The sequence below is a fragment of the Sulfurovum lithotrophicum genome, assembly GCF_000987835.1.
GTDB lineage: Bacteria > Campylobacterota > Campylobacteria > Campylobacterales > Sulfurovaceae > Sulfurovum > Sulfurovum lithotrophicum.
Window position 1 is genome coordinate 814,866 of record NZ_CP011308.1, and the last position, 20,870, is coordinate 835,735.

Annotated in this window: 17 protein-coding genes and 3 tRNA genes; 14 read left to right on the top strand and 6 right to left on the bottom strand. The window is 46.1% G+C overall.

Features of this window, described 5'->3' with window-relative positions; genetic code table 11:
* The first annotated feature begins 17 nt into the window (after positions 1-17).
* Genes folK through mnmA form a run of 4 tightly spaced genes read left to right on the top strand, consistent with a single transcriptional unit; the run spans position 18 to position 3,085 of the window.
* Positions 18-515 carry a 2-amino-4-hydroxy-6-hydroxymethyldihydropteridine diphosphokinase gene (folK, locus tag YH65_RS03990; protein ID WP_046550732.1) on the top strand — a complete coding sequence of 166 codons (498 nt, stop codon included), beginning with the start codon at positions 18-20 and terminating at the stop codon, positions 513-515.
* Complete coding sequence (locus YH65_RS03995) at positions 515-1,600, top strand: flagellar biosynthesis protein FlhF (RefSeq protein WP_046550733.1); 1,086 nt, start codon at positions 515-517, stop codon at positions 1,598-1,600. Before folK ends, YH65_RS03995 begins: the two co-directional genes overlap by 1 nt.
* Entirely contained in the window at positions 1,590-2,066 is a 477-nt protein-coding gene (locus YH65_RS04000; protein WP_046550734.1) for a FliM/FliN family flagellar motor switch protein, read from the top strand. Before YH65_RS03995 ends, YH65_RS04000 begins: the two co-directional genes overlap by 11 nt.
* On the top strand, positions 2,063-3,085 hold the full coding sequence (gene mnmA, locus YH65_RS04005) for a tRNA 2-thiouridine(34) synthase MnmA (protein WP_046550735.1): 1,023 nt from the start codon (positions 2,063-2,065) through the stop codon (positions 3,083-3,085). The genes YH65_RS04000 and mnmA overlap by 4 nt, the downstream gene beginning before the upstream one ends.
* A 43-nt stretch (positions 3,086-3,128) precedes the next feature.
* On the opposite strand, the gene YH65_RS04010 is transcribed toward mnmA, so the two are convergent.
* Complete coding sequence (locus tag YH65_RS04010) at positions 3,129-3,740, bottom strand: DUF2062 domain-containing protein (RefSeq protein WP_046550736.1); 612 nt, start codon at positions 3,738-3,740, stop codon at positions 3,129-3,131.
* A 127-nt stretch (positions 3,741-3,867) separates the two neighbouring features.
* On the opposite strand from YH65_RS04010, the gene YH65_RS04015 reads away from it, so the two are divergent.
* The 3 genes from YH65_RS04015 to YH65_RS04025 all read left to right on the top strand — a co-directional run bounded on the left by YH65_RS04015 (position 3,868) and on the right by YH65_RS04025 (position 7,206).
* Positions 3,868-4,803, top strand: coding sequence for a ribose-phosphate pyrophosphokinase (locus YH65_RS04015; protein ID WP_046550737.1), 936 nt, complete (start codon positions 3,868-3,870; stop codon positions 4,801-4,803).
* Positions 4,804-4,931: 128 nt separating this feature from the next.
* On the top strand, positions 4,932-6,743 hold the full coding sequence (gene lepA / locus YH65_RS04020; protein WP_046550738.1) for a translation elongation factor 4: 1,812 nt from the start codon (positions 4,932-4,934) through the stop codon (positions 6,741-6,743).
* Position 6,744: 1 nt separating this feature from the next.
* Entirely contained in the window at positions 6,745-7,206 is a 462-nt protein-coding gene (locus tag YH65_RS04025) for a hypothetical protein (RefSeq protein ID WP_046550739.1), read from the top strand.
* On the opposite strand, the gene YH65_RS11705 is transcribed toward YH65_RS04025, so the two are convergent.
* Positions 7,203-7,331, bottom strand: coding sequence for a hypothetical protein (locus tag YH65_RS11705; RefSeq protein WP_281175047.1), 129 nt, complete (start codon positions 7,329-7,331; stop codon positions 7,203-7,205). The genes YH65_RS04025 and YH65_RS11705 overlap by 4 nt on opposite strands.
* 46 nt (positions 7,332-7,377) lie before the next feature.
* Here YH65_RS11705 and YH65_RS04030 point away from each other — a divergent pair, with 46 nt between their 5' ends.
* Both YH65_RS04030 and YH65_RS04035 read left to right on the top strand, forming a co-directional pair.
* Complete coding sequence (locus tag YH65_RS04030) at positions 7,378-8,193, top strand: SIR2 family NAD-dependent protein deacylase (RefSeq protein ID WP_046550740.1); 816 nt, start codon at positions 7,378-7,380, stop codon at positions 8,191-8,193.
* A gap of 34 nt (positions 8,194-8,227) precedes the next feature.
* On the top strand, positions 8,228-8,836 hold the full coding sequence (locus YH65_RS04035) for a phosphoribosyltransferase (protein WP_046550741.1): 609 nt from the start codon (positions 8,228-8,230) through the stop codon (positions 8,834-8,836).
* Here the strand turns inward: YH65_RS04035 and YH65_RS04040 are convergent.
* The gene (locus tag YH65_RS04040; protein ID WP_046550742.1) at positions 8,833-9,936 is read right to left on the bottom strand and encodes a M20 family metallopeptidase; all 1,104 of its coding nucleotides are present in this window, start codon (positions 9,934-9,936) and stop codon (positions 8,833-8,835) included. The genes YH65_RS04035 and YH65_RS04040 overlap by 4 nt on opposite strands.
* Positions 9,937-10,040: 104 nt before the next feature.
* On the opposite strand from YH65_RS04040, the gene YH65_RS04045 reads away from it, so the two are divergent.
* From YH65_RS04045 to YH65_RS04055, 3 genes are all read left to right on the top strand, one after another.
* Positions 10,041-10,940, top strand: a complete 900-nt coding sequence (locus YH65_RS04045; RefSeq protein ID WP_046550743.1) for an ATP-grasp domain-containing protein — start codon at positions 10,041-10,043, stop codon at positions 10,938-10,940.
* Between the two features lie 19 nt (positions 10,941-10,959).
* Positions 10,960-12,390, top strand: a complete 1,431-nt coding sequence (locus YH65_RS04050) for an ATP-grasp domain-containing protein (RefSeq protein WP_046550744.1) — start codon at positions 10,960-10,962, stop codon at positions 12,388-12,390.
* A 121-nt stretch (positions 12,391-12,511) separates the two neighbouring features.
* Positions 12,512-15,091 (top strand): M14 family metallopeptidase, encoded by a 2,580-nt coding sequence (locus YH65_RS04055; RefSeq protein ID WP_046550745.1) that lies wholly within the window; start codon positions 12,512-12,514, stop codon positions 15,089-15,091.
* 299 nt (positions 15,092-15,390) lie between these two features.
* On the opposite strand, the gene YH65_RS04060 is transcribed toward YH65_RS04055, so the two are convergent.
* From YH65_RS04060 to YH65_RS04070, 3 genes are all read right to left on the bottom strand, one after another.
* Positions 15,391-15,465, bottom strand: a tRNA-Gly gene (locus YH65_RS04060).
* 22 nt (positions 15,466-15,487) lie between these two features.
* Positions 15,488-15,564: transfer RNA gene (locus YH65_RS04065), tRNA-Gly, on the bottom strand.
* A 41-nt stretch (positions 15,565-15,605) separates the two neighbouring features.
* Positions 15,606-15,690, bottom strand: a tRNA-Leu gene (locus YH65_RS04070).
* Positions 15,691-15,855: 165 nt separating this feature from the next.
* On the opposite strand from YH65_RS04070, the gene YH65_RS04075 reads away from it, so the two are divergent.
* Together YH65_RS04075 and acnB are read left to right on the top strand one after the other, a co-directional pair.
* Positions 15,856-18,135, top strand: a complete 2,280-nt coding sequence (locus YH65_RS04075) for an FtsK/SpoIIIE family DNA translocase (protein ID WP_179944243.1) — start codon at positions 15,856-15,858, stop codon at positions 18,133-18,135.
* A gap of 159 nt (positions 18,136-18,294) precedes the next feature.
* Positions 18,295-20,865, top strand: coding sequence for a bifunctional aconitate hydratase 2/2-methylisocitrate dehydratase (gene acnB / locus YH65_RS04080; RefSeq protein WP_046550746.1), 2,571 nt, complete (start codon positions 18,295-18,297; stop codon positions 20,863-20,865).
* Positions 20,866-20,870: the final 5 nt, after the last annotated feature.

Genomic DNA, 20,870 nt, shown 5'->3' on the forward strand with positions numbered 1-20,870 from the left:
TTTATATTGGGGAATAAATGGTAAAAAGAAAAAAACTGAACAAAGACTTGACATTGATTTTTACCCCTCATTTTCCCTATAATGCAAAGAGAAAATCCCGTATGCGCTACAGAGCGCTTCTGGGGATCGGCGGGAATGTAGGTGATGTACTCCGTCGTTTCGAGCATTTTTACTGGTACCTGAAAGATTCCGAATTTGTTTATTTACTGGAGAGCTCACCGATACTGAAAAATCCACCGTTCGGTTTTCTGGAACAGAATGATTTTTTGAACGCGACATTGCTTGTAGAGACCGATCTGACACCAAAGCAATTACTGCGTTATGTTCTTCGGGTAGAAAAGAAGTTTGGCAGAAAACGTTTGTTTAAAGACGGACCAAGAACACTGGATATAGACTTGATATTTTATGAGGATATCAGGATGGAGAGTAGAGAATTGACACTTCCGCATCCCTCATGGATGCAGAGAGCATCAGTGCTGATCCCTCTGTCAATGATGAAAGAAAAGGTAAGATAATGATCAATGAAACATTTGTAGCCGCCGATCCCAAAAGTGCGTATGAACAGGCTGTGGATAAATACGGTACCGATATCAAGATCGTTTCTGCAAAGCAGGTGAAGTACGATGACGATGAACTGCGTTCCGAAGTGGTCATCGCCGTACCCAAAGCACTTTTTATGGAGAAGTCGTTCGGTACACAGGCACTTTATACGGGCCCTGAAAATGAGGAAGAAACACTTCTGGATGAGATCGGTGAGCTCAAGACACAGCTTGAAGAGATGCATAACGGGCTGTTGCAAAAAGGCAGGTTCGGTACGGTTGCAGACGATGTCAAGAAACTTTTCATGCAAAAAGGTATCGCCGAACAATGGCTTGACAGTATACTTATCCCCCTTATCGGTACAACGGTTATGGATGATGCACAGCTGCTTGTCTCCTATCTGCTTGAAGAGATCGATGAAACCCTCAAGGTTAAAGAGGAAGATCTGGATCACTCAAAGATCATGATGCTTGTCGGGCCGACAGGCGTAGGGAAAACAACCACGATCGCCAAACTGGCTGCCCGGTATGCCTACCTGCTGGACCGGCCCTATAAAGTGGCGCTTATCAACCTCGACAGCTACAAGGTCGGTGCCATCGAACAGTTGGCGCATTATGCGGATATCATGCAGATAGAACATTACTCCATCGCCTCTGCCGATGCGTTTGGAGAAAAGATAGAAGCACTGAGTTCCTATGATATTATCCTGGTCGATACTGCCGGCATGTCTCCCTATGATACACAGAAATTCGTCAAGACGATCGAGTTCGTCAATACAAAGATACCTAAAAAGATCGAAGTGGCACTGGTGCTTGCAGCAACGGTGAAGTATGAAGATATGGAAGATATCCATGAGAACTTCTCTTTTCTGAACCTGGACTCCGTGATCATATCCAAGTTCGATGAGACGAAACATTTCGGTACACTGCTTAATTTCATGCTGCTCTATGACCTTCCGATGAGCTACTTCTCGACTGGACAGGAAGTACCGGATGATCTGCTGGTGGCAAGCAAGGAGTATCTGCTTGAAAAGTTCATCGGGGATGTGCATGAAGGATGAGAATCAGGCGCTTCGTCTGGAAAGACTGATGCAGAAACACCAGGTCTATCCAGAGTATGAATTGTGTCTGCCCTCCGTCACGCTCAAGAAGAGTTTACTCAAAAAGTTGTCCAAGGGTGATGTACTTCTTCTTGGAATGCAACAGATGGAAATGATACTTGTTTCAGAGGAGAATGGCTGTGCAAAAGCGGTGCTTGTTTCTTATGATGAAAGTATGACGATTCAGATAGTTGAACCAGTAAAATATATAGTAAACAAAATTGATAATAAAAAATATAAAGAAGTGGAAATTTCATTGGCTACTTTAAGAAGCAGGGTACTTGAAGCTGGACATAAAGTGGAAACCACCCAAGTAGATATGGATGATATTTCACTTTTTGTTGAGAAAAAAAAGATTGCAACTGCCAGACTTGTCATGGTAGATGATGAGATCGCGGTGCAGATAAAAGAGGTAAAGAAGATATGACAAAAGGAAAAGTTCTGGTAGGAATGAGCGGTGGGGTGGACTCTACTGTGACAGCCGTGCTACTGCAAAAAGAAGGCTATGAGGTTGAGGGTGTCTACATGAGACTGCATGACAAGCCCGGGTACCATGAAGATAACTGGGAAAAAGTACAAAAGGTCGCCGACTATCTCGGGATCAAAGTGCATTTTCATGACCTGAGCGAAGCATTCAATGCCAATGTCTATGAGTATTTTGTAGAGAGCTATAAAAAGGGATTGACACCCAACCCCTGCGTGATGTGCAACCGTACCATCAAATTTGGGAAAATGGTCGAGTTCGCCGACACATTGGGTATTGAATTTGTTGCAACGGGACATTACTTGCAATGTGATGGAAATTATATATATGCGGCAGAAGATGCAGGTAAAGATCAGAGCTATTTTCTTTCGGAAGTAAAAAAAGAGGTCCTGCCAAGGCTTCTCTTCCCGCTTGGTACATGGATCAAGGATGATGTCAAAGCATATGCTGCCAATATTGACGTACTCAAAGAGTTCGCGACACAGGCGGAAAGCAGTGAGATCTGTTTTGTGGAAAATACCTATGACGAAGTGCTGGCAAAGCATATGGATATAGATATGCCCGGAGAAACGGTTGACACGCAGGGCAATGTCGTCGGAACACATAAAGGCTACATGCACTATACCATCGGCAAAAGAAGGGGCTTTTTTGTCAACGGCGCCCATGATCCGCACTTCGTTATAGACATCAAACCCGAAAGCAACCAGATCGTGGTGGGTACACGTGAAAAACTGGAAGAGAATGCCTTCGAGGTCAAGCAGATCAACCTTTTTGAAGACCTTGTAGAGTTCGACTGCGAAGTGAAGGTACGTTACCGTACGAGAGCAGTACCCTGTCATGTCAAGATAAAGGGAGAGCGAGCCACCGTTGTACTGACTGAACCGGTTTTTGGACTGGCAAAAGAGCAGGTCGCAGCATTTTATGATGGCAGAAGACTATTGGGCGGCGGAGTGATCTGTTAAGACGGTGCATGCACCCGGGCTAGCCTGCGGGGCATTACAAACCCTACGGTTTCTTTTTTATCTGCGGGTCATGTTCCTGTGATGAGGTCAAACAGAAGCGTTTATTTTTAGACTTTTCCTGTTTTTTACGCTTTTTTTCTTCCCTGCGCTTTTTGCGTGCAATATCCTTTTCGGCTTTCTCTTTTCTGACTGAGTGTATCCATAGCCAGTTCAATCCAAGGTAGATCAAACCCGATACGACAATGGAGTAGAATGCTGTACCAACATAGAGGGGTAAGAAGATATCGCCAAGGTTGTTCTTGAACCACTCTACCGTCAGTTCGACATTGTGTATCCCTTCCCGTCCGAGCAAAAAGTTTCCCGTGAGGTACTCCATGTAGTACATCGGCGGCATGGTAAAAGGATTGCTGAGCCAGACCATGGAGATAGCGATGGGTACATTGAAACGGATGAACGGTGTCGTGGCCAGTACGGCGGCCATCTGCATAGGCATGGGAATGAAGCCCCAGAAAAGCCCAATGCCTACACCGCGTGTGACCGAACGGCGGTTGATACCAAGATAGTCTTTGGGAAGATGGTATTTTTCCAAAAAGGCATCGATCTTGTTTTGCTTTCCGCCCGTATTCTTCTTCTTTCTAAAAACTTTTCTTATCATTTAAAACCGTACTTATATTAATTATTTAGTTAGTGCGGTAATAGTTTAGTATTCGGGAGCTTTAAATCCCCTTTTTATCAACTTTTGTGTAAAATACGCCTACTAATTTATTTACAAAAGGTGCACAATGAGCGGATATATGATCTTTTCCGGAACAGCGAACCCTGAACTCTCGCAAGAGATAGCCAATTACCTTGAAATGCCTCTTTCGCAGGCAAAGATCAATCGTTTCTCTGATGGTGAGATCAATGTTCAGATATCTGAAAGTGTACGCGGGAAGGATGTCTTCATTGTCCAGCCAACCTCAGCACCGGCCAATGCGAATCTGATGGAACTGCTTATCATGACGGATGCATTGAAGCGTTCTTCAGCCAAATCCATCACGGCGGTCGTTCCGTATTACGGTTATGCAAGACAGGACAGAAAGGCGGCACCGAGAGTACCTATCTCTGCCAAACTGGTAGCGAACCTGATGGAGACAGCGGGTATCACGCGTATGGTCACTGTCGACCTGCATGCTTCACAGATCCAGGGTTTTTTCGATATTCCGGTAGATAACCTCTATGGAGCGATTTTGTTTATGGATTACATCAAAGCGAAGAATTTCAAGAATCCTATTATTGCCTCTCCGGATATCGGCGGTGTGGCAAGAGCCAGATATTTTGCCAATAAGCTGGGACTCGATATGGTCATTGTCGATAAACGTCGTGAAAAGGCAAACGAGTCCGAAGTAATGAACATCATCGGTGATGTGGAAGGTAAAGATGTTATCCTTATCGACGATATGGTCGATACGGCAGGGACTATGGTCAAAGCGGCAGCGGCACTGAAGAATCTTGGTGCGACCTCTGTTATGGCCTGCTGTACGCATCCGGTACTCTCCGGGCCGGCATTCGATCGCCTTGAAAAGGGTGAGCTCGATGAGCTTGTTGTGGCAAATACCATACCGATGACCAGACCCTGTACGAAGATCAAGATGCTCTCTACAGCTTCCATGCTCGGGGAAGTGATCAGAAGAGTACACAACAATGAGAGTGTTAATTCTCTTTTTGAGACGAACTAAATACTGTAGGGTGCTGTGCCTTCACAGCACCAAAAAACAATGCATAAACCAAACAGAGTGTTGTCGGGAGACTACACCCTACAACACCGGATGAAAAAGAATTTTTATTTGGTCAGATAAGGAAAAAAGTGACAAAAAAAGTACCACAGGAGAATATCCGTAACTTCTCCATCATCGCTCATATCGACCATGGTAAATCCACCCTGGCTGACCGTATCATACAAGAATGCGGGGCGGTCTCTGACAGACAGATGTCCGCGCAGGTAATGGATACGATGGATATAGAGAAAGAGCGTGGTATCACCATCAAGGCACAGTCGGTACGTCTGGACTATATCAAAGACGGTGAGCACTACATCCTTAACCTCATTGACACTCCGGGCCACGTTGACTTCTCTTATGAAGTAAGCCGTTCTCTGGCTTCGTGTGAAGGGGCGCTTCTCATTGTTGATGCGGCACAGGGGGTGGAGGCACAGACCATTGCCAATGTTTACATCGCCATAGAGAATGACCTGGAACTTTTGCCGGTCGTGAATAAGATCGACCTGCCTGCAGCCGATCCTGACAGAGTACTCTCCGAGCTTGAAGAAGCCATAGGCATAGATGCAACGGAGCATGCTCTGGTCTCTGCCAAAACAGGGCAGGGTGTCCCGGAACTGATCGATATGATCGTGGAACGTATTCCGGCACCTAAGGGCGATATCAATGCACCGACCAAAGCACTCATCTATGACAGCTGGTTTGACAACTATCTGGGTGCGCTGGCACTGGTACGCGTCTTTGAAGGGAAAATAGAGAAGGGGCAGAAAATAAAGATCATGGGAACAAAAGAGGAGCATCAGGTACTTGACCTGATGTATCCCAACCCGATCAAACCTGTCAAGACCAACGAGATCTCCACTGGAGAGGTAGGGCTCGTCGTGACAGGACTCAAAACGGTCGAAGCACTTCAGGTGGGTGATACGATTACGGATGCCAAGAACCCTACGGCAGAGGCTATCGGTGGTTTTGAACCTGCCAAACCCTTTGTCTTTGCAGGTATCTACCCGATAGAAACGGACAAGTTCGAAGACCTTCGTGATGCACTCAACAAACTTAAGCTCAATGACTCTTCACTGAGCTTTGAGCCGGAAAGTTCCATGGCACTGGGTTCCGGTTTCAGAACGGGTTTCCTTGGAATGCTGCACATGGAAGTGATCAAAGAGCGTCTGGAGAGAGAGTTCAATCTCGAGCTCATCGCTACGGCTCCTACGGTCGTTTACAAGGTCAAGAAGACCGACGGTGAAGAGATTGAGATACAGAACCCTTCGGAACTGCCTGAACCGCAAAAGATCGATACGATTTACGAACCTTATGTCAAAGCGACCATTCTGACACCGCAGGAGTATGTGGGCAATCTCATCAAACTGCTGAACGACCGTCGCGGGATACAGATAAAAATGGATTATCTGAACGAGACGCGTGTATTGATGGAGTATGATATCCCCATGAACGAGATCGTAATGGATTTTTATGACAAACTCAAATCCACCACCAAAGGCTATGCAAGTTTTGACTATGAACCCATCGGTTTCAGGCCGGGAAATTTGGTGAAGCTTGACATCAGGGTAGCAGGAGAAGTGGTGGACTCTCTCTCGATCATCGTACCCGAGGACAAAGCGCGAACCAGAGGCCTGGCTTTTGTCGGCCAGCTAAAAGAACTCATCCCGAGACAACTTTTTGAAGTGGCGATCCAGGCGAGTATCGGCAACAATGTCATCGCGCGCTCCAACGTCAAGTCCATGGGCAAGAACGTGACCGCCAAATGTTACGGAGGGGACATCACCCGTAAACGTAAACTGCTTGAGAAACAGAAAGCAGGTAAGAAGCGTATGAAAGCCATCGGTAAGGTACAGGTACCGCAGGAGGCATTCATGGCTGTCCTGAAGCTGGACAGCTAAGATGTGGGAGTGGATCACAAAATGGGCATTTCATATCCATCTGATCATGGCCATCAGCTGGATCGGCGGGTCGGTATTCATGTTCGTCCTCGGTATCACGCTCAGGGATAAGAAAGCGCAGCAGGAAGTTTACCCGCACGTAGGGCCTATCTTTGGATGGTTCGAAGTGGTAGCCCTGATACTCCTCTTGAGCACGGGATTCATCATGGGGATCAACTTCCATCTCTTTGAGATCATGCTGCATCCCAACGGAAGTCCTATATCGAATGCCCTGCAGATGAAGGTCATTCTCGTTGCGATCCTTACCGTAGCGACGGTAATACACTTCATCATCGCATACAAAACGAACGGCAGGGAAAGAACGCCGATTCAGCAGTTTCTTTCCAGAGGTTCGAGTCTGCTGATATTCTTTTTGAATCTCTTTGTGATGCACTATGCCATCGTACTGAGGAATATCCTCTAACCCAGCAGTGATTCCTCATCCACATTGTCTATCTGTTCATCTTCGAGATAGGCTTTGGCATACTCCAGATAAATACCGGAACGTACAAATAGATCAGCATCGGTATGTTGGCCTTTCTGTAACATTCTAAATCACTATTTATATATGATAATCATATGCTATAATTTCCGGATGTACGAAAAAGAGATTGAAGAAGCAAAAAAGATTTTGAATGATGCCAATGCACTTTTCATTACTGCCGGTGCCGGGATGGGTGTGGACAGCGGCCTGCCGGATTTCAGAGGAGTGGAAGGTTTCTGGAATGCTTATCCGAAGGTAAAAGAACTGGGCTTACGGTTTGAGGAGATGGCCAATCCGGAGTGGTTTGAGAACGATCCTCATCTGGCCTGGGCATTTTACGGACACAGGCTCCAGCTTTACCGTGAGACCGAGCCGCACGAAGGGTTCAAAAAACTGCTTCATCTGTCTAATACTAAAAAATATGGAAGTTTTGTTTTTACCTCCAATGTCGATGGGCAGTTCCAGAAAGCAGGCTTTTCCGAAGAGCGGATTATGGAGTGTCACGGTTCCATTCATCATCTGCAATGTATAGACAATTGTCAGGGAATGATATGGAGTGCCGAGGATATACAGATAGAGATCACGGATGATTTCAGAGCGAAAGATCCTCTGCCGGTCTGTCCGTTCTGTGGCACTATGGCACGGCCCAATATCCTGATGTTCGGTGATTATGGCTGGGAGTATGCCCGGACGGATGGACAGAGAGAACGATTGGCCCTGTGGCTTGACAGACTGGAAGAAGGTGGAAAACCGGCGATCATCGAAATGGGTGCCGGAACAGCCGTCCCCACGGTGAGGAACACTTCCGAACAGATGACAGACAGATTCGATGTTCCGCTCATACGTATCAACCCAAGAGAGAGCATTGGTGCACAGATAGCATTGCCTATGGGTGCGCTTGAGGCTCTAAATCGGATCATACCGTAGGTTTGTGGTATGACCAAATCTACAAAGGAGTATCATGCGTTGCTATAGCTGTTCAAAACTCAGTCTCGATATTCTTTGCAAACAGTGTCGGGAGACGCTGTTCGTTCCTACAGTCAGGACCAGAACGGTCGGCACGCTGGATGTCATCAGTTTTTTCAGATATGCCACACTGGAGAGCCTGCTTCATACCAAGCACAAGCCCGAAGGCTACCGTATTTTTAAAAAACTGGGAAAACTCTTTTTTAGGCCTTTTATCAAAGAGTTCATTGAAAACGATGAGGGGAGAGTGTTTATTGTCGGTATAGATGAATATGTCAGGAATGGTTATTCGCACGTTGCATTGCTGACACGGGCGATGAAATGTAAACAGGCTTTGCCACAGCATGCTTCACTGTTGGCAAAAAACAGGGTAAACTACTCGGGGAAGCCACTGCAATACCGTCTGGACCACCCCAGGGATTTTGTCTATACCGGGAAAAGAGGTGTGGATGTTATATTGGTGGACGATATCATCACTACGGGGATAACACTTCAGGAGGCACAAAAGGTGCTGATACAACATGATGTCAATGTATTGTTCGCTCTGACTCTTGCTGATGTAGAAGAGTCCCAAGGGTGCATAACCACGCACCATAAAAGTTAGATCTTACCCTCAAGGAAATGTTGAAATATCTCCGTTACAAGTGAGATGCGTTCTTTGAAGCTCTTTTTGGAAGCCCTCTCGTGAATGGTATGGTCACCGTCACCGTAAGGACCCCAGCCGTCCAGTGTGGCAACTCCCTGAGAGGAGATGATGTTCGCATCGCTGACACCGCCGCGTTTTTCTGTAGGTAACACGATATCGCAGACATCATTGATATTGTCTATGAAAGTCATTTGTGCAGGAGAGGGCTGCATAACATCTCTTTGTATGCCACCGGAAAGTATCGATTCTGTACCGTCCACATAGGCACACGAGACGATTTCATCGATTGCCTTGAGTACTCTGTCTCTTTCATGGGTATTCGTATAGCGCAGTTCAAATGTCAGATGAGCATGGGGCGATATGGTATTGGCACCTATGCCGCCGCTGATCTTTCCGACATTCACTGTGGTCTCTTTTTCCAGGTCTGTCAGGGCTACGAGTTTTTGCAGTTTTATCGCTGCTTCAAGGTTGGCATCGGCACCTTTGCTGTAATTGTTTCCTGCATGTGCCGCAACCCCTTCTATGTCTATGAAAAAGGTACCGACCCCTTTCCTTCCCACTACAACTTCATTATGGAGACCGGCTGCCTCAAAGACCATACAGTAGTCATAATCCTTTGCGAGTCTGGCAGAGAGATGTTTACTGTCGTCACTGCCTGTTTCCTCATCGCTGACGAGGAGGAAGTCGATATTGTGTATCTCTCCGAATTTTCTGTGAACATTTCTCAGTGCCTCAAGCGCTACATAGTTCCCGCCCTTCATATCACAGACACCCGGACCGTATATCCATGCTTCATCTTCTTTGAATTTTTCGAATGTACCGGGAGGGAATACGGTGTCGAGATGGCCGAGCAGCAGCAGTTTCTTTCCCTCTTTTCGTGTGGAAGTAAGATGCAGGTGGTCGCCTATCTCTTCGCGGGGGTACCTTGTCAGGGTATATCCGAGCTCTTCCAGCCAGTAGGCGAAGATCTCTCCGTTACGGTCTACACCCTCTTTGTTTTTGGTCCAGGAATTGATCTCGATGATCTTTTTGAGTTCTGTAAAATCGATGCTGCCCATTGCTACTCCATATTCTGTAATTGAAATGTAATAAATCTCTGAAGATATTTTAGTAAATTATAGTAAAATTATACATTAATTTCAGGGAACGTGCAGGAGAAGAGATGGCCAGAGAAATCGGTATGTGGTTGTACAGTAATGGCGGTGGCGACAAGATCCAGAAAAAGATCGTAAAAAAGCTTAAAGAGAGGGATATTGAGACGGTAACAGATATAAATCTGCGACATGCAGTTGCGAAGAACGGGCATATCCTTCATGATAAATTAAAAATAGATGAACTTGATCTCTTTTTCTCTTATAATGCCGGAGAACAGACACAGTACCAGGTCTTTCTTTACCAGGCACTCAACAGGGTGATGCCTATGATCAATACGTATGATGCCTTTGCTTTGACAGAAGACAAGTTCCAAACTTCTTTTCTTCTCAGACAGCATGGTGTTGCTACGCCGAGTTTCAAGCTCTGCCACAGAGATGACGGACATGAACTCAAAAAGATCATCAAAAAGTGGGACAAAATGGTCTATAAGCCTACAGACGGCTGGGGCGGTGTAGGGCTGACCAAGATCGAAAGTGAAGCGACACTTGATACCCTGCTTCCCTTCCTCAACCAGATGGACCTTCGTTTCTTCTATGTGGAAAAATTCGTCAAGTATGACAATACCGATTTCCGTGTAGACATTGTAGATGGAGAGTTTGTGGGATGTTACGGAAGAAAAGCAAGTGGAACGGACTGGCGTACGAACGTGACAAGCGGTGGTTCTGTCTTTATGCGTGAGCCTAACGACGATATTATCAATCTTGCGAAAAAGGCTGCAAAGGTCTGCGGTACCGATATTGCAGGAGTGGATATCATTTATGATCTTGAACGTGAAGAGTACGTGGTGCTGGAAGTGAATGGCATTCCCGCGTTTGCGACACCGGAACAGGAGAAGATGGGACTGAACTTCAATGATAAAAAGATCGACCTGATCGTAGATCTGATCGACAGAAAAACAAAAAAATAAAAACTTAAAAGAGGAAAAAATGGCAAAAAAAAACAAACAGCAAAAACTACCGAAACTGGGACTACTCTATCTTGATTACGTATTGAGATTTTTTGACAAATCGAACTTTAAAGGATGGCCGGACAAAATTGAAACGGTAACGTACCACTGGAAGAACGATAAGGACAGATTTGTCAAAGAGGTGAAGAGAAAGAAGATCGATGTGCTCATCGGTAACATTCCCGCGACGGCGTATGAAACGTTCAGAGAGATCGCCAGAGAGCTGCCGCATGTGCAGTTCATCCCTTCTATGGACACACAGTTCTCGAACAAGTCCAAGGAGAATGTTACACGTTTTGCATGGAAATACGATATACCTATCCCTAAAACATATATTTTTTACGATCATGACAAAGCGGAAAAATTCATTAACAAAACGTCTTTCCCAAAGATCATCAAAAAATCCTATGGCCCGTCAAACTACGGTGGGTACTTCGTACATAAAGTGGACTCTGCCCAGGAAGCACACAACCTTCTTGCACAGAAGAAATATCACCCGGTCTATATGCAGGATTTCGTTCCTATGGAAGCCGATGTCCGTGTGATGCTCATCGGGCACAAGCCTGTGTGTGCTTTCTGGAGAAGACCGCCTGAAGGTGAGTGGCTGACCAACACTTCACAGGGTGGAAGCATGGACTATATGGATGTACCCAAAGAGTTGCTTGACCTTGCCGTTAAAGTTTCCAAAGCTGCCAATGCCGAGTACTGGGCCTGTGATATTGCTGTAGGCGAAGATGGTAAATACCGTATCCTTGAGTGTGCAACGGCATTTGCCGCTTTCCCGTACATCAGGGACTGGATAGGACAGTACCTCATGTGGAAGTTCTCCAACGGAAGATTCCCGTTACCGAATATTCCTCTGTATAACTGGGAAGAGCTTGGAAAGATGGATGCTTCAGTACTCAGAACACTGCGTTACATCACGTTTGGACGTTATACACCGAGTTATGACGGTGCATTCTTCCTTGACAGCAAGACCAAAGAGACAGAAGAGGGAGAAATGTATCTTCATGAGTTGGATTCACTTTACCCGATACTGCTTACAGAGGACAGGACCAAAGAGGAGTGGCCGAGTGAAAAGTGGAATTTCCAGGATAATTACGGTAAGACCATCCGAAAAGTACATGCCCAGAGCAATCCCCACTACAATGATGAAGATGAGAATGCAGAGTCTGCCGAACAGGAGAATATGATTGAACTTACAGAAAAGAAAGTGGAAAAACTTCTGACTTCCGTTGAGGGGATAGGCAAGAAAAAAGCCGAAAAGATCATGGACAAATTCGATACCGCAGAACTGGTACATGCCCTTGAAACTGCTCCTGAAAAGCTTGTAGAAGAGATATCATGGTTCAAGAAAAAGTTCCTGACCAAACTTCAGGAAGAGTGGAAAGAATTCAAAAAGAAACTCTAGGGCTATATGATTGCAGGTGCATCAAAGCACTCTGCAATGGTCTATAGATCAGTCCAATATACTATTGGCCTGTTTTATGCATCAAATAACTTCTAAAATTTATTAAAGAGAACTAACATCAATGAAAAACCAATATATGTCATACCAGGAGAGTCTGGAATTTCTTCATATTATGGAGAAACAGTACCCCGACCTCATCGAGATCATCAAGATAGGTACCACTTACGAAGGGCGTGATATTGTCCTTGCGAAAATATCAAACAATGTTGAAACGGCAGATGAAAAGCCGGCACTGCTCTATACGGGGAGTATTCATGCCAGAGAGTGGATCGGGCATGAGCTGGCACTTAAATTCATTAGCCATGTTGCTGAGAACTGGACTGTGGACCCGGTACTGGAAAAAGCACTGTCTGAATCCACCCTCTATATGGTTCCCTGTCTGAACCCTGACGGGTATGAGTATTCGCGTAAACACTTTTCTTTCTGGAGAAAGAACCGCCGCAAGAACCATGACGGTACTTACGGCGTAGACCTGAACAGGAACTTCTCCATAGGTTTTGTTAAGCAGAAAGACACAAGTTCCAATGTTTATGGCGGAGAAGAACCCTTTTCCGAGGCAGAGACCAGGGCCATCAAAGAGTTCGTCGATACACATGACAATATCACCATTGCGCTCGATTACCACTCCCAGGGGAACGTATTCTTCCCGGCACACAAGTTCCATCATGAAGCGGAGATCGACGGTACCGATATGAACGTGATCGCTGCGAACATGAACGATGAATTCGTCAAGATCACGGGAAGAAAGTACGGTATCCACCGTGGCAAGCCACCTGCACATCTCATCAGTGGAAGCGGACGGGAGTACTACTACTCCAGAGGGATCATAGCATTGGTTGTGGAAGTAGGAACGAAGAATATTCCTGACTATATGAAAAGTATGAGCAGCAGTATACATGAGAATATTCCGGCACTTATTAAAACTTTCTCCGAAGTCATCAACTACTCCTCCTATGCACCGGGAAGGGTGGAAGACTTTACTATTGATGACAGGACATCCAGTACGGTTACATTGGTATGGAAGTATGAAAAGCGTGATGACATTTTCTTCGAAATTTACCGAAGTACCAAAGACAAGGATGCCTGCAACGAGCGTACAAAGATCGGTATAGCAGGGGAGAATCGTTTTGTCGATACTGACCTTGAGAGTTCGACCAACTATCACTATACCATTCGTGCCGTCAGCAAGACGACTTCCTACAAATCACCCTTCGCGCCGGTGGTCAAAGTAAGAACGAAACTTGATGAAGACGAGTTCTTCAAGCTGATCTTCGCGACCAAAGAGGGAACAGGGTATGTCGGACAGTATACTCAGGAGCAGAACCGTTCACACTTTGGGCTCAACTCGCTTTTTGTGGGTATCAACAAATCCAAAGGTATCTGTGATGCGGTTGCCACGATTGACCTGAGTGCCTTGCCGAAAAATGCCATAATCAAATCGGCTCGTTTCTACCTCTATCCAATGAACAGGGTAGGTGCAAAGATCGAAAAGTTCGGCCAATGGGACCTCTCCCTGCTCAAACACGGCAGTTTCTCCGAGATCACTGATTTTAATGAGATAGAGAATGCCGAGTCCAAAGGGATCATCGGGCAGGCGATCAAGTCACGCCAGTTGACACAGGGTATCTGGAACTTCTGGGAATTCTCCCAGAGAGAGTGTGAAATGCTACAGGAAGAGATAGAGAATAAAGAGGCGGTATTCAGGATCGACGGGCCTAAATACCTGCCGGACGGTGAAGACAGCCAGATGATGCAATTCGATATCGGTTACGGACAGTTTGGCGGAGGGATCCATTACCGTCCGATGCTTGATATTAAATATACCATTAAGAATGAAAAGATAAACCTTCCGGTACAGACTTTCACGACTATTTCAAAAGAGGGTGTCGAGGAGTCTGTGCTGCAAAGCGGTTTCGATGCCAATGGTGACAAAGTGTACGGCTATCTTGATTTTGATCTTTCACAGCTGCCGGAACATAACAAAACGATGATCATACAGTGCGCTTTGAAAATACGCAACAAGAATACTTTTAAAAAGAAGACGGACATCCGTTTCTATGTCGAACTGGTGGAGATCGGTGAAGCAGGAACGTATGAGGATATCAAGAACCGTGAGAAGATCGAATATATCGGTTACGAAGTGGCAGAGTCTGACCTCAATGCCAAAGAGTACCAGTACTTTAATTTTGATACGCTTTCAAAGCAGGTACTCGATGAACTGCACCAGGAAGGCAAAACACTCAAACTGGTCATCAAACCGACATCTGCACTGGGTGCGAAGAGTCGCATTACCAAGTGGCATGAAGATGTCGAGCTTGTCGTCAAATACATTGAAAAACGCAGAACACCTGTCGCAGCAGTTGAGAATGTCAAGATCAGCAAAGAGAACAGGATGATCAAACTGAGCTGGAACAAAGTGGAAGATGAGGCACTGGCTGGTTATTATGTAGTCCGTAACAGCTTTCATCCGCCAAAGCACTTTATGGACGGTGTAAAGCTCTACGGTGGAAAAGACACCTGGACCTACGACAACTTTGCCTCCTTCGACAAAGAGAAGTACTATGCGGTATTCTCCTACGACGATGTACCCAACTTCTCCAAACCGGCCATCGTACGCTATGACCCCTTGGAGAAGTATTAGCGTTCCTCCCGTATGACCGTTATGGGAGGCTAATCCCCTGGTTTCGGGGGTTGAAATCTGTCAATGCAGGTGCAGATCCCTGGCTCGACTTTCCCACGTTATGACTTCCCATGTTCTGTCCTCTTTCTCTGTTAAGGCAGTACGGCAGGACTCCTCTACCCAGTCTCCACAGTTCTTGTAGGCAATACTACTCCAACTATAAAAAAATATGTTGAAGTCAAAGAGGCAGGATGAAAAGAACAGGGATATTAACAGGTATAAGTAATTTTATTTTAGTGGGAAAAATGAATGAAAAATCATGGAGCGGGCGAACGGGATCGAACCGTCGACCCTAACCTTGGCAAGGTTATGCTCTACCGCTGAGCTACGCCCGCAACTATCCATGTGTCGTTAAAGTGGAGCGGGAGACGGGACTCGAACCCGCGACCCTCAGCTTGGAAGGCTGACGCTCTAGCCAACTGAGCTACTCCCGCAAAAGAGTTTGTCTGAAAGCAGACAGGCTATTAACATTAGGTGGTACCGCAGGGCGGATTCGAACCGCCACGCCCGAAGGCAGAAGATTTTGAGTCTACCAAGTCTACCAGTTCCATCACTGCGGCCTGTACATCCTGAAATGTAGAAAGAATTCTACCCCCGCATCGCTTAAATACTGTTTAGGGGGTCTTAAAAAAGAGGCTTTTATGACAATTTGCCATTTTTTTATAGATGACTAAAGTTTATACGTTATAATATCTTCATTAATTAATATGAAATTAGGACAACGAGTGAAAATTGCTATTATCATTACGGCTATACTGTTTATGTATGGTGCTTTTTCTACACTTTTTCATGAAACGGCACTGGTCGGGAATATAGGAAAACTCATTGGAGATACAAATCTGCATCTTTTTGGTTACTTTGCCTATATCAATATTATCATACTCTTTTATCCGCTCTATAAACTCTATAGCCAGCCAAAGGTAAGAAAGGAGATCGATTTCTATCTGGGGTGGATCCTTCTTTTTATAGGAGCCGTTCTTTTCGAATCTTTGGTGGTTGAAAGCAAACATATCGGCTTCATCGGTACACAAATCGTTGCTTTCCTTGCTCCGCTGATAGGAAAAGCCGGACTCTGGCTACTCTGGCTGATGGTCATGATACTCTCCCTGGTCTTCATACTGGAAGATGACTTCTCCTGGAGATCGCTCCTGCCGGAAAGAAAAGAAAAACGTGGCAGAAAAAAAGAGAAAAGCCGTTCGCCTGGAGATATGCTCAAACCCATTGGCAGCGGATTGAAAAAGTTCTTCAGGGTGATCTTCACCAACCCCTTCTCCTCTCCGAAACTCGAGGATGAGATGATGCCGATCATCGATGTAATCGAAGAAAAGCCCAAAAGAACCCGTAAGCCGAGAAAGACAGCGACGAAGAGCAAAACACTGCTCAAACCGAAAGAGAGAGTGGTTAAAGATGTTGACGAGATGGACGATCCTGTTCGCAACGAGATACTCGAACTTGAACATGAAGCCGAAGAAGCCTTGGCGCTGACGGATAAAAAGACAAAACGTCCGAGTGCCAGCAGTAAGACAGGTGTGGAGATCGTAGAGGAACTGGAGGAGAACTCCAAACTGCTCGACCAGATAGAAAAGGGGAAGGTGGCAAAGCCGAAGAACTTCAAACTTCCCAAGCTGGACTTTTTGCAGAAGGCTCCGAAGAAGACCAGGAAGATCAATGAAGCGGAGATCGACAGAAAAATAGAAGATCTCCTTTCTAAACTGCAGCAGTTCAAAGTTGATGGAGATGTGGTACGTACCTATAGCGGACCGCTGGTCACCACGTTTGAATTCAAGCCGGCACCCAATGTAAAGGTCTCCAAGATCCTGGGACTGCAGGATGACCTTGCCATGGCTCTGAGTGCGGAGACCATTCGTATCCTGGCACCCATTCCGGGACGTGATGTGGTAGGGATAGAAATTCCCAACGAGAAGATCGATACGATCTATCTCAGGGAGATCCTTGAGAGTGATCTTTTTAAGGAATCGAAATCGCCTCTGACCGTTGCATTGGGAAAAGATATCGTAGGAAAGCCCTTTATTACAGATATTAAAAAACTACCGCATCTGCTTATCGCGGGTACGACAGGTTCGGGTAAATCAGTGGGGATAAACGCGATGATCCTCTCCCTGCTTTACCGGAACGATCCGGAGCATCTCAAGCTGATGCTGATCGATCCGAAGATGCTGGAGTTTGCGAGCTATGAAGATATTCCGCATCTTATTACTCCGGTGATCACGGAGCCGGTCAAAGCGATCGCGGCACTTGCCAATATGGTAGGCGAGATGGAGCGGCGCTATAAACTGATGGCTGAAGCACGCACGAAAAATATTGAGAACTATAATGAAAAGGTTAAAAAGACAGGGGGTGAAACCTTCCCTTATATTGTTGTGGTCATTGATGAACTGGCAGATTTGATGATGAACGGCGGGAAAGAGGTGGAGCTTTCTATTGCGCGTCTGGCACAGAAATCACGGGCCTGCGGTATTCACTTGATCGTGGCGACCCAGCGTCCATCGGTGGATGTCGTGACCGGACTCATTAAAGCCAATCTTCCTTCCCGTTTGAGTTACAGGGTCGGGTCGCGTATTGACTCCAAAGTCATTCTGGATGCTTTGGGAGCCGACAGTCTGCTGGGACGCGGGGACGGTCTTTTCACGCCTCCGGGTACAACGGGACTGGTACGTATACATGCGCCATGGAATACGGAAGAAGAGATAGAAGAGGTCGTTGAGTTCATTAAAGCGCAGAGAGCACCTGAGTATGATGAAAGCTATCTGGTCACCGGAGGTGCCACAGGCAAAGGAGGGAACGGCGAGAGTGGAGAGGTTGACCTTGATCCCCTTTTCGAAGAGGCAAAACAGATCGTACTGAGCGACAAAAAGACTTCCATCTCCTACCTGCAGAGAAAACTGCAGATAGGGTACAACCGTTCGGCCAATATTATCGAGCAGCTTGAAGCGATGGGAGTACTCTCCGCACCGAATGCAAAAGGTAACAGAGAAATTCTCTAAATGCTTAAAAACTTTCCCAAAAGAGTGACGGAGGGTACTTTTTCTGTAACATTTTGCTACACCGTCACCAACTACTTTTTATAAGCTTATCATTCAAATAAGATTTAACCTCATTTCGATACTATTTATTTACAAATTCAAAATGAACAGGAGACCATTATGGCCTTAGTAGAAGAATATAAAGCACACACAGAAGAACGTGCGAAACTTGGTGTACCGCCGTTGCCATTGACGGCTGAAGCGACAGCGGAACTTGTGGAACTGCTTAAAGCAGACCCAATCGTAGAAAAAGAATATCTGCTGGATCTTTTGAAGAATAAAGTACCTGCAGGTGTGGATGATGCAGCTTACGTAAAAGCAGCATTCCTGAACGCGATCGTCCAGGACGACGCGAAGAGCAGTGCTATCACCAAATTCGAAGCGGTTGAGATCCTCGGTGCTATGCTTGGCGGTTACAATATAGGGCCACTGATCGATGCGTTGAGAAACCAGGATGTTGCCATCGCTCAGGAAGCGGCAGACCAGCTGAAAAATACTATTTTGGTTTATGGTGACTTCGAGACAGTTAAAACACTGATGGATGAAGGCAACGAATTCGCAAAACAGGTGATTGAATCATGGGCGAACGCCGAGTGGTTCACGAACAAACCTGAATTGGAAAAAGAGATCACGCTTACCGTTTACAAGATCCCTGGGGAGACCAACACAGATGACCTTTCTCCTGCTTCTGAAGCGTTCACAAGAGCGGACATTCCTCTTCATGCGAATTCTTTCCTCCAGTCAAGAATGGAAAATCCACTGGAGACAATGGCAGAGTTGAAGAAAAAAGGTCATCCTTTGGCGTATGTGGGTGATGTTGTTGGTACCGGCTCTTCAAGAAAGTCAGGTATCAACTCTGTTCAGTGGCACATGGGACATGACATTCCAGGTGTTCCCAACAAAAGAACAGGCGGAGTGGTCATTGGTGATATTATCGCGCCTATTTTCTTCAATACAGCAGAAGATAGTGGATGTCTGCCTATCCAGGCTCCGGTGGCGGAACTTGAGACAGGTGACGTGATTACAGTGAAGCCCTTTGAAGGTGTAATAGAGAAAGATGGAAAAGTTGTTTCAGAGTTTACGCTAGAGCCAAATACGCTTCCTGATGAGATGAGAGCAGGCGGACGTATTCCTTTGATCATCGGTAAAGGCCTGACTGCCAAAGCAAGAGAATCGCTTGGTATGGGTGCAAGCGACATGTTCATGACACCAACAATGCCTGAAGATAACGGCAGAGGATTCACCCTTGCACAGAAAATGGTGGGTAAAGCATGCAGCATGGAAGGCGTAAAGCCAGGTACCTATTGTGAGCCGGTATGTACTACGGTCGGATCACAGGATACGACGGGCCCTATGACAAGAGACGAGATCAAAGAGCTTGCGGCACTCAGCTTTGGTGCAGACTTCGTACTTCAGTCATTCTGTCACACAGCGGCCTACCCGAAGCCTGCAGATATCAACCTTCAGCATACACTGCCGAAGTTCTGGACAGAGAGAAAAGGTTTCATCCTCAGACCGGGTGACGGTGTTATCCACAGCTGGCTGAACAGAATGTGTCTTCCGGACACGGTTGGTACGGGTGGAGACTCACATACACGTTTCCCAATCGGTATCTCGTTTCCTGCAGGTTCGGGTCTTGTTGCTTTTGCAGCGGTAACAGGTATGATGCCTTTGACAATGCCTGAGTCTGTACTTGTAAGATTCAAAGGTGAAATGCAGCCTGGTATCACACTGCGAGACTTGGTCAATGCCATTCCTTACCAGGCGATCAAAGACGGTTTGTTGACTGTTGAGAAGAAAGGTAAGAAAAATATATTCGCAGGTCGTGTTCTTGAGATCGAAGGTCTTGAAACCCTCAAGTGTGAGCAGGCATTTGAGCTTTCGGATGCATCGGCAGAGCGTTCGGCAGCAGCATGTACGGTCAAGTTGGACAAAGAGCCTATTATCGAGTATCTTAAGTCAAATATCGTACTCATAGAAGAGTTGATCGATCAGGGCTATGAAGACAAACAAACGCTTCAGAGACGTGCGGACAAGATGAAAGAGTGGATCGCGAATCCCGAACTGCTTGAGGCAGACAGTGATGCAGATTATGCTGCGGTCATCGAGATCGACATGAATGAGATCAAAGAGCCGATTCTTGCCTGTCCAAACGATCCGGATGATGTCAAGACACTGACAGAAATCCATGAGCAGGGACTTAGAACGGAGATCGATGAAGTCTTCGTCGGTTCATGTATGACTAATATTGGTCTTTTCAGAGCGCTGGGTGAAGTCCTTAAAGGTGAAGGTCAGGTACCGACAAAGCTGTGGATATGTCCTCCTACAAAAATGGATGAGCATACACTGATCGAAGAGGGGTACTACTCTATCTTCGGTACGGCAGGTGCAAGAACGGAGATTCCGGGATGTTCACTCTGTATGGGTAACCAGGCACAGGTGGCTAAAGGTGCCTATGTATTCTCTACTTCTACAAGAAACTTCGACAACAGACTGGGTAAAGATTCTCAAGTCTATCTTGGTTCTGCTGAGCTTGCAGCCGTGGTTGCCCTGAAAGGCAAACTGCCGACAGCCGAGGAATATATGGAACTGGTCACCAAGAAGATCAAACCTGAAATGACGGATGATGTCTACAGATACCTGAACTTCAACAAGGTTGCCAAAGAAGACCTTGAAGCGATGGTCGAGTAAGTACC

Excerpts from the sequence above, each read along its gene's own strand:
- YH65_RS03995 (WP_046550733.1), top strand. The coding sequence starts at position 515 with ATGATCAATGAAACATTTGTAGCCGCCGATCCCAAAAGTGCGTATGAA.
- YH65_RS11705 (WP_281175047.1), bottom strand. The coding sequence starts at position 7,331 with ATGTTACAGAAAGGCCAACATACCGATGCTGATCTATTTGTACGTTCC.
- YH65_RS04000 (WP_046550734.1), top strand. The coding sequence starts at position 1,590 with ATGAAGGATGAGAATCAGGCGCTTCGTCTGGAAAGACTGATGCAGAAA.
- YH65_RS04040 (WP_046550742.1), bottom strand. The coding sequence starts at position 9,936 with ATGGGCAGCATCGATTTTACAGAACTCAAAAAGATCATCGAGATCAAT.
- YH65_RS04045 (WP_046550743.1), top strand. The coding sequence starts at position 10,041 with ATGGCCAGAGAAATCGGTATGTGGTTGTACAGTAATGGCGGTGGCGAC.
- YH65_RS04025 (WP_046550739.1), top strand. The coding sequence starts at position 6,745 with ATGTGGGAGTGGATCACAAAATGGGCATTTCATATCCATCTGATCATG.
- acnB (WP_046550746.1), top strand. The coding sequence starts at position 18,295 with ATGGCCTTAGTAGAAGAATATAAAGCACACACAGAAGAACGTGCGAAA.
- YH65_RS04035 (WP_046550741.1), top strand. The coding sequence starts at position 8,228 with ATGCGTTGCTATAGCTGTTCAAAACTCAGTCTCGATATTCTTTGCAAA.
- YH65_RS04030 (WP_046550740.1), top strand. The coding sequence starts at position 7,378 with ATGTACGAAAAAGAGATTGAAGAAGCAAAAAAGATTTTGAATGATGCC.
- YH65_RS04055 (WP_046550745.1), top strand. The coding sequence starts at position 12,512 with ATGAAAAACCAATATATGTCATACCAGGAGAGTCTGGAATTTCTTCAT.
- YH65_RS04010 (WP_046550736.1), bottom strand. The coding sequence starts at position 3,740 with ATGATAAGAAAAGTTTTTAGAAAGAAGAAGAATACGGGCGGAAAGCAA.
- YH65_RS04015 (WP_046550737.1), top strand. The coding sequence starts at position 3,868 with ATGAGCGGATATATGATCTTTTCCGGAACAGCGAACCCTGAACTCTCG.
- folK (WP_046550732.1), top strand. The coding sequence starts at position 18 with ATGGTAAAAAGAAAAAAACTGAACAAAGACTTGACATTGATTTTTACC.
- mnmA (WP_046550735.1), top strand. The coding sequence starts at position 2,063 with ATGACAAAAGGAAAAGTTCTGGTAGGAATGAGCGGTGGGGTGGACTCT.
- YH65_RS04050 (WP_046550744.1), top strand. The coding sequence starts at position 10,960 with ATGGCAAAAAAAAACAAACAGCAAAAACTACCGAAACTGGGACTACTC.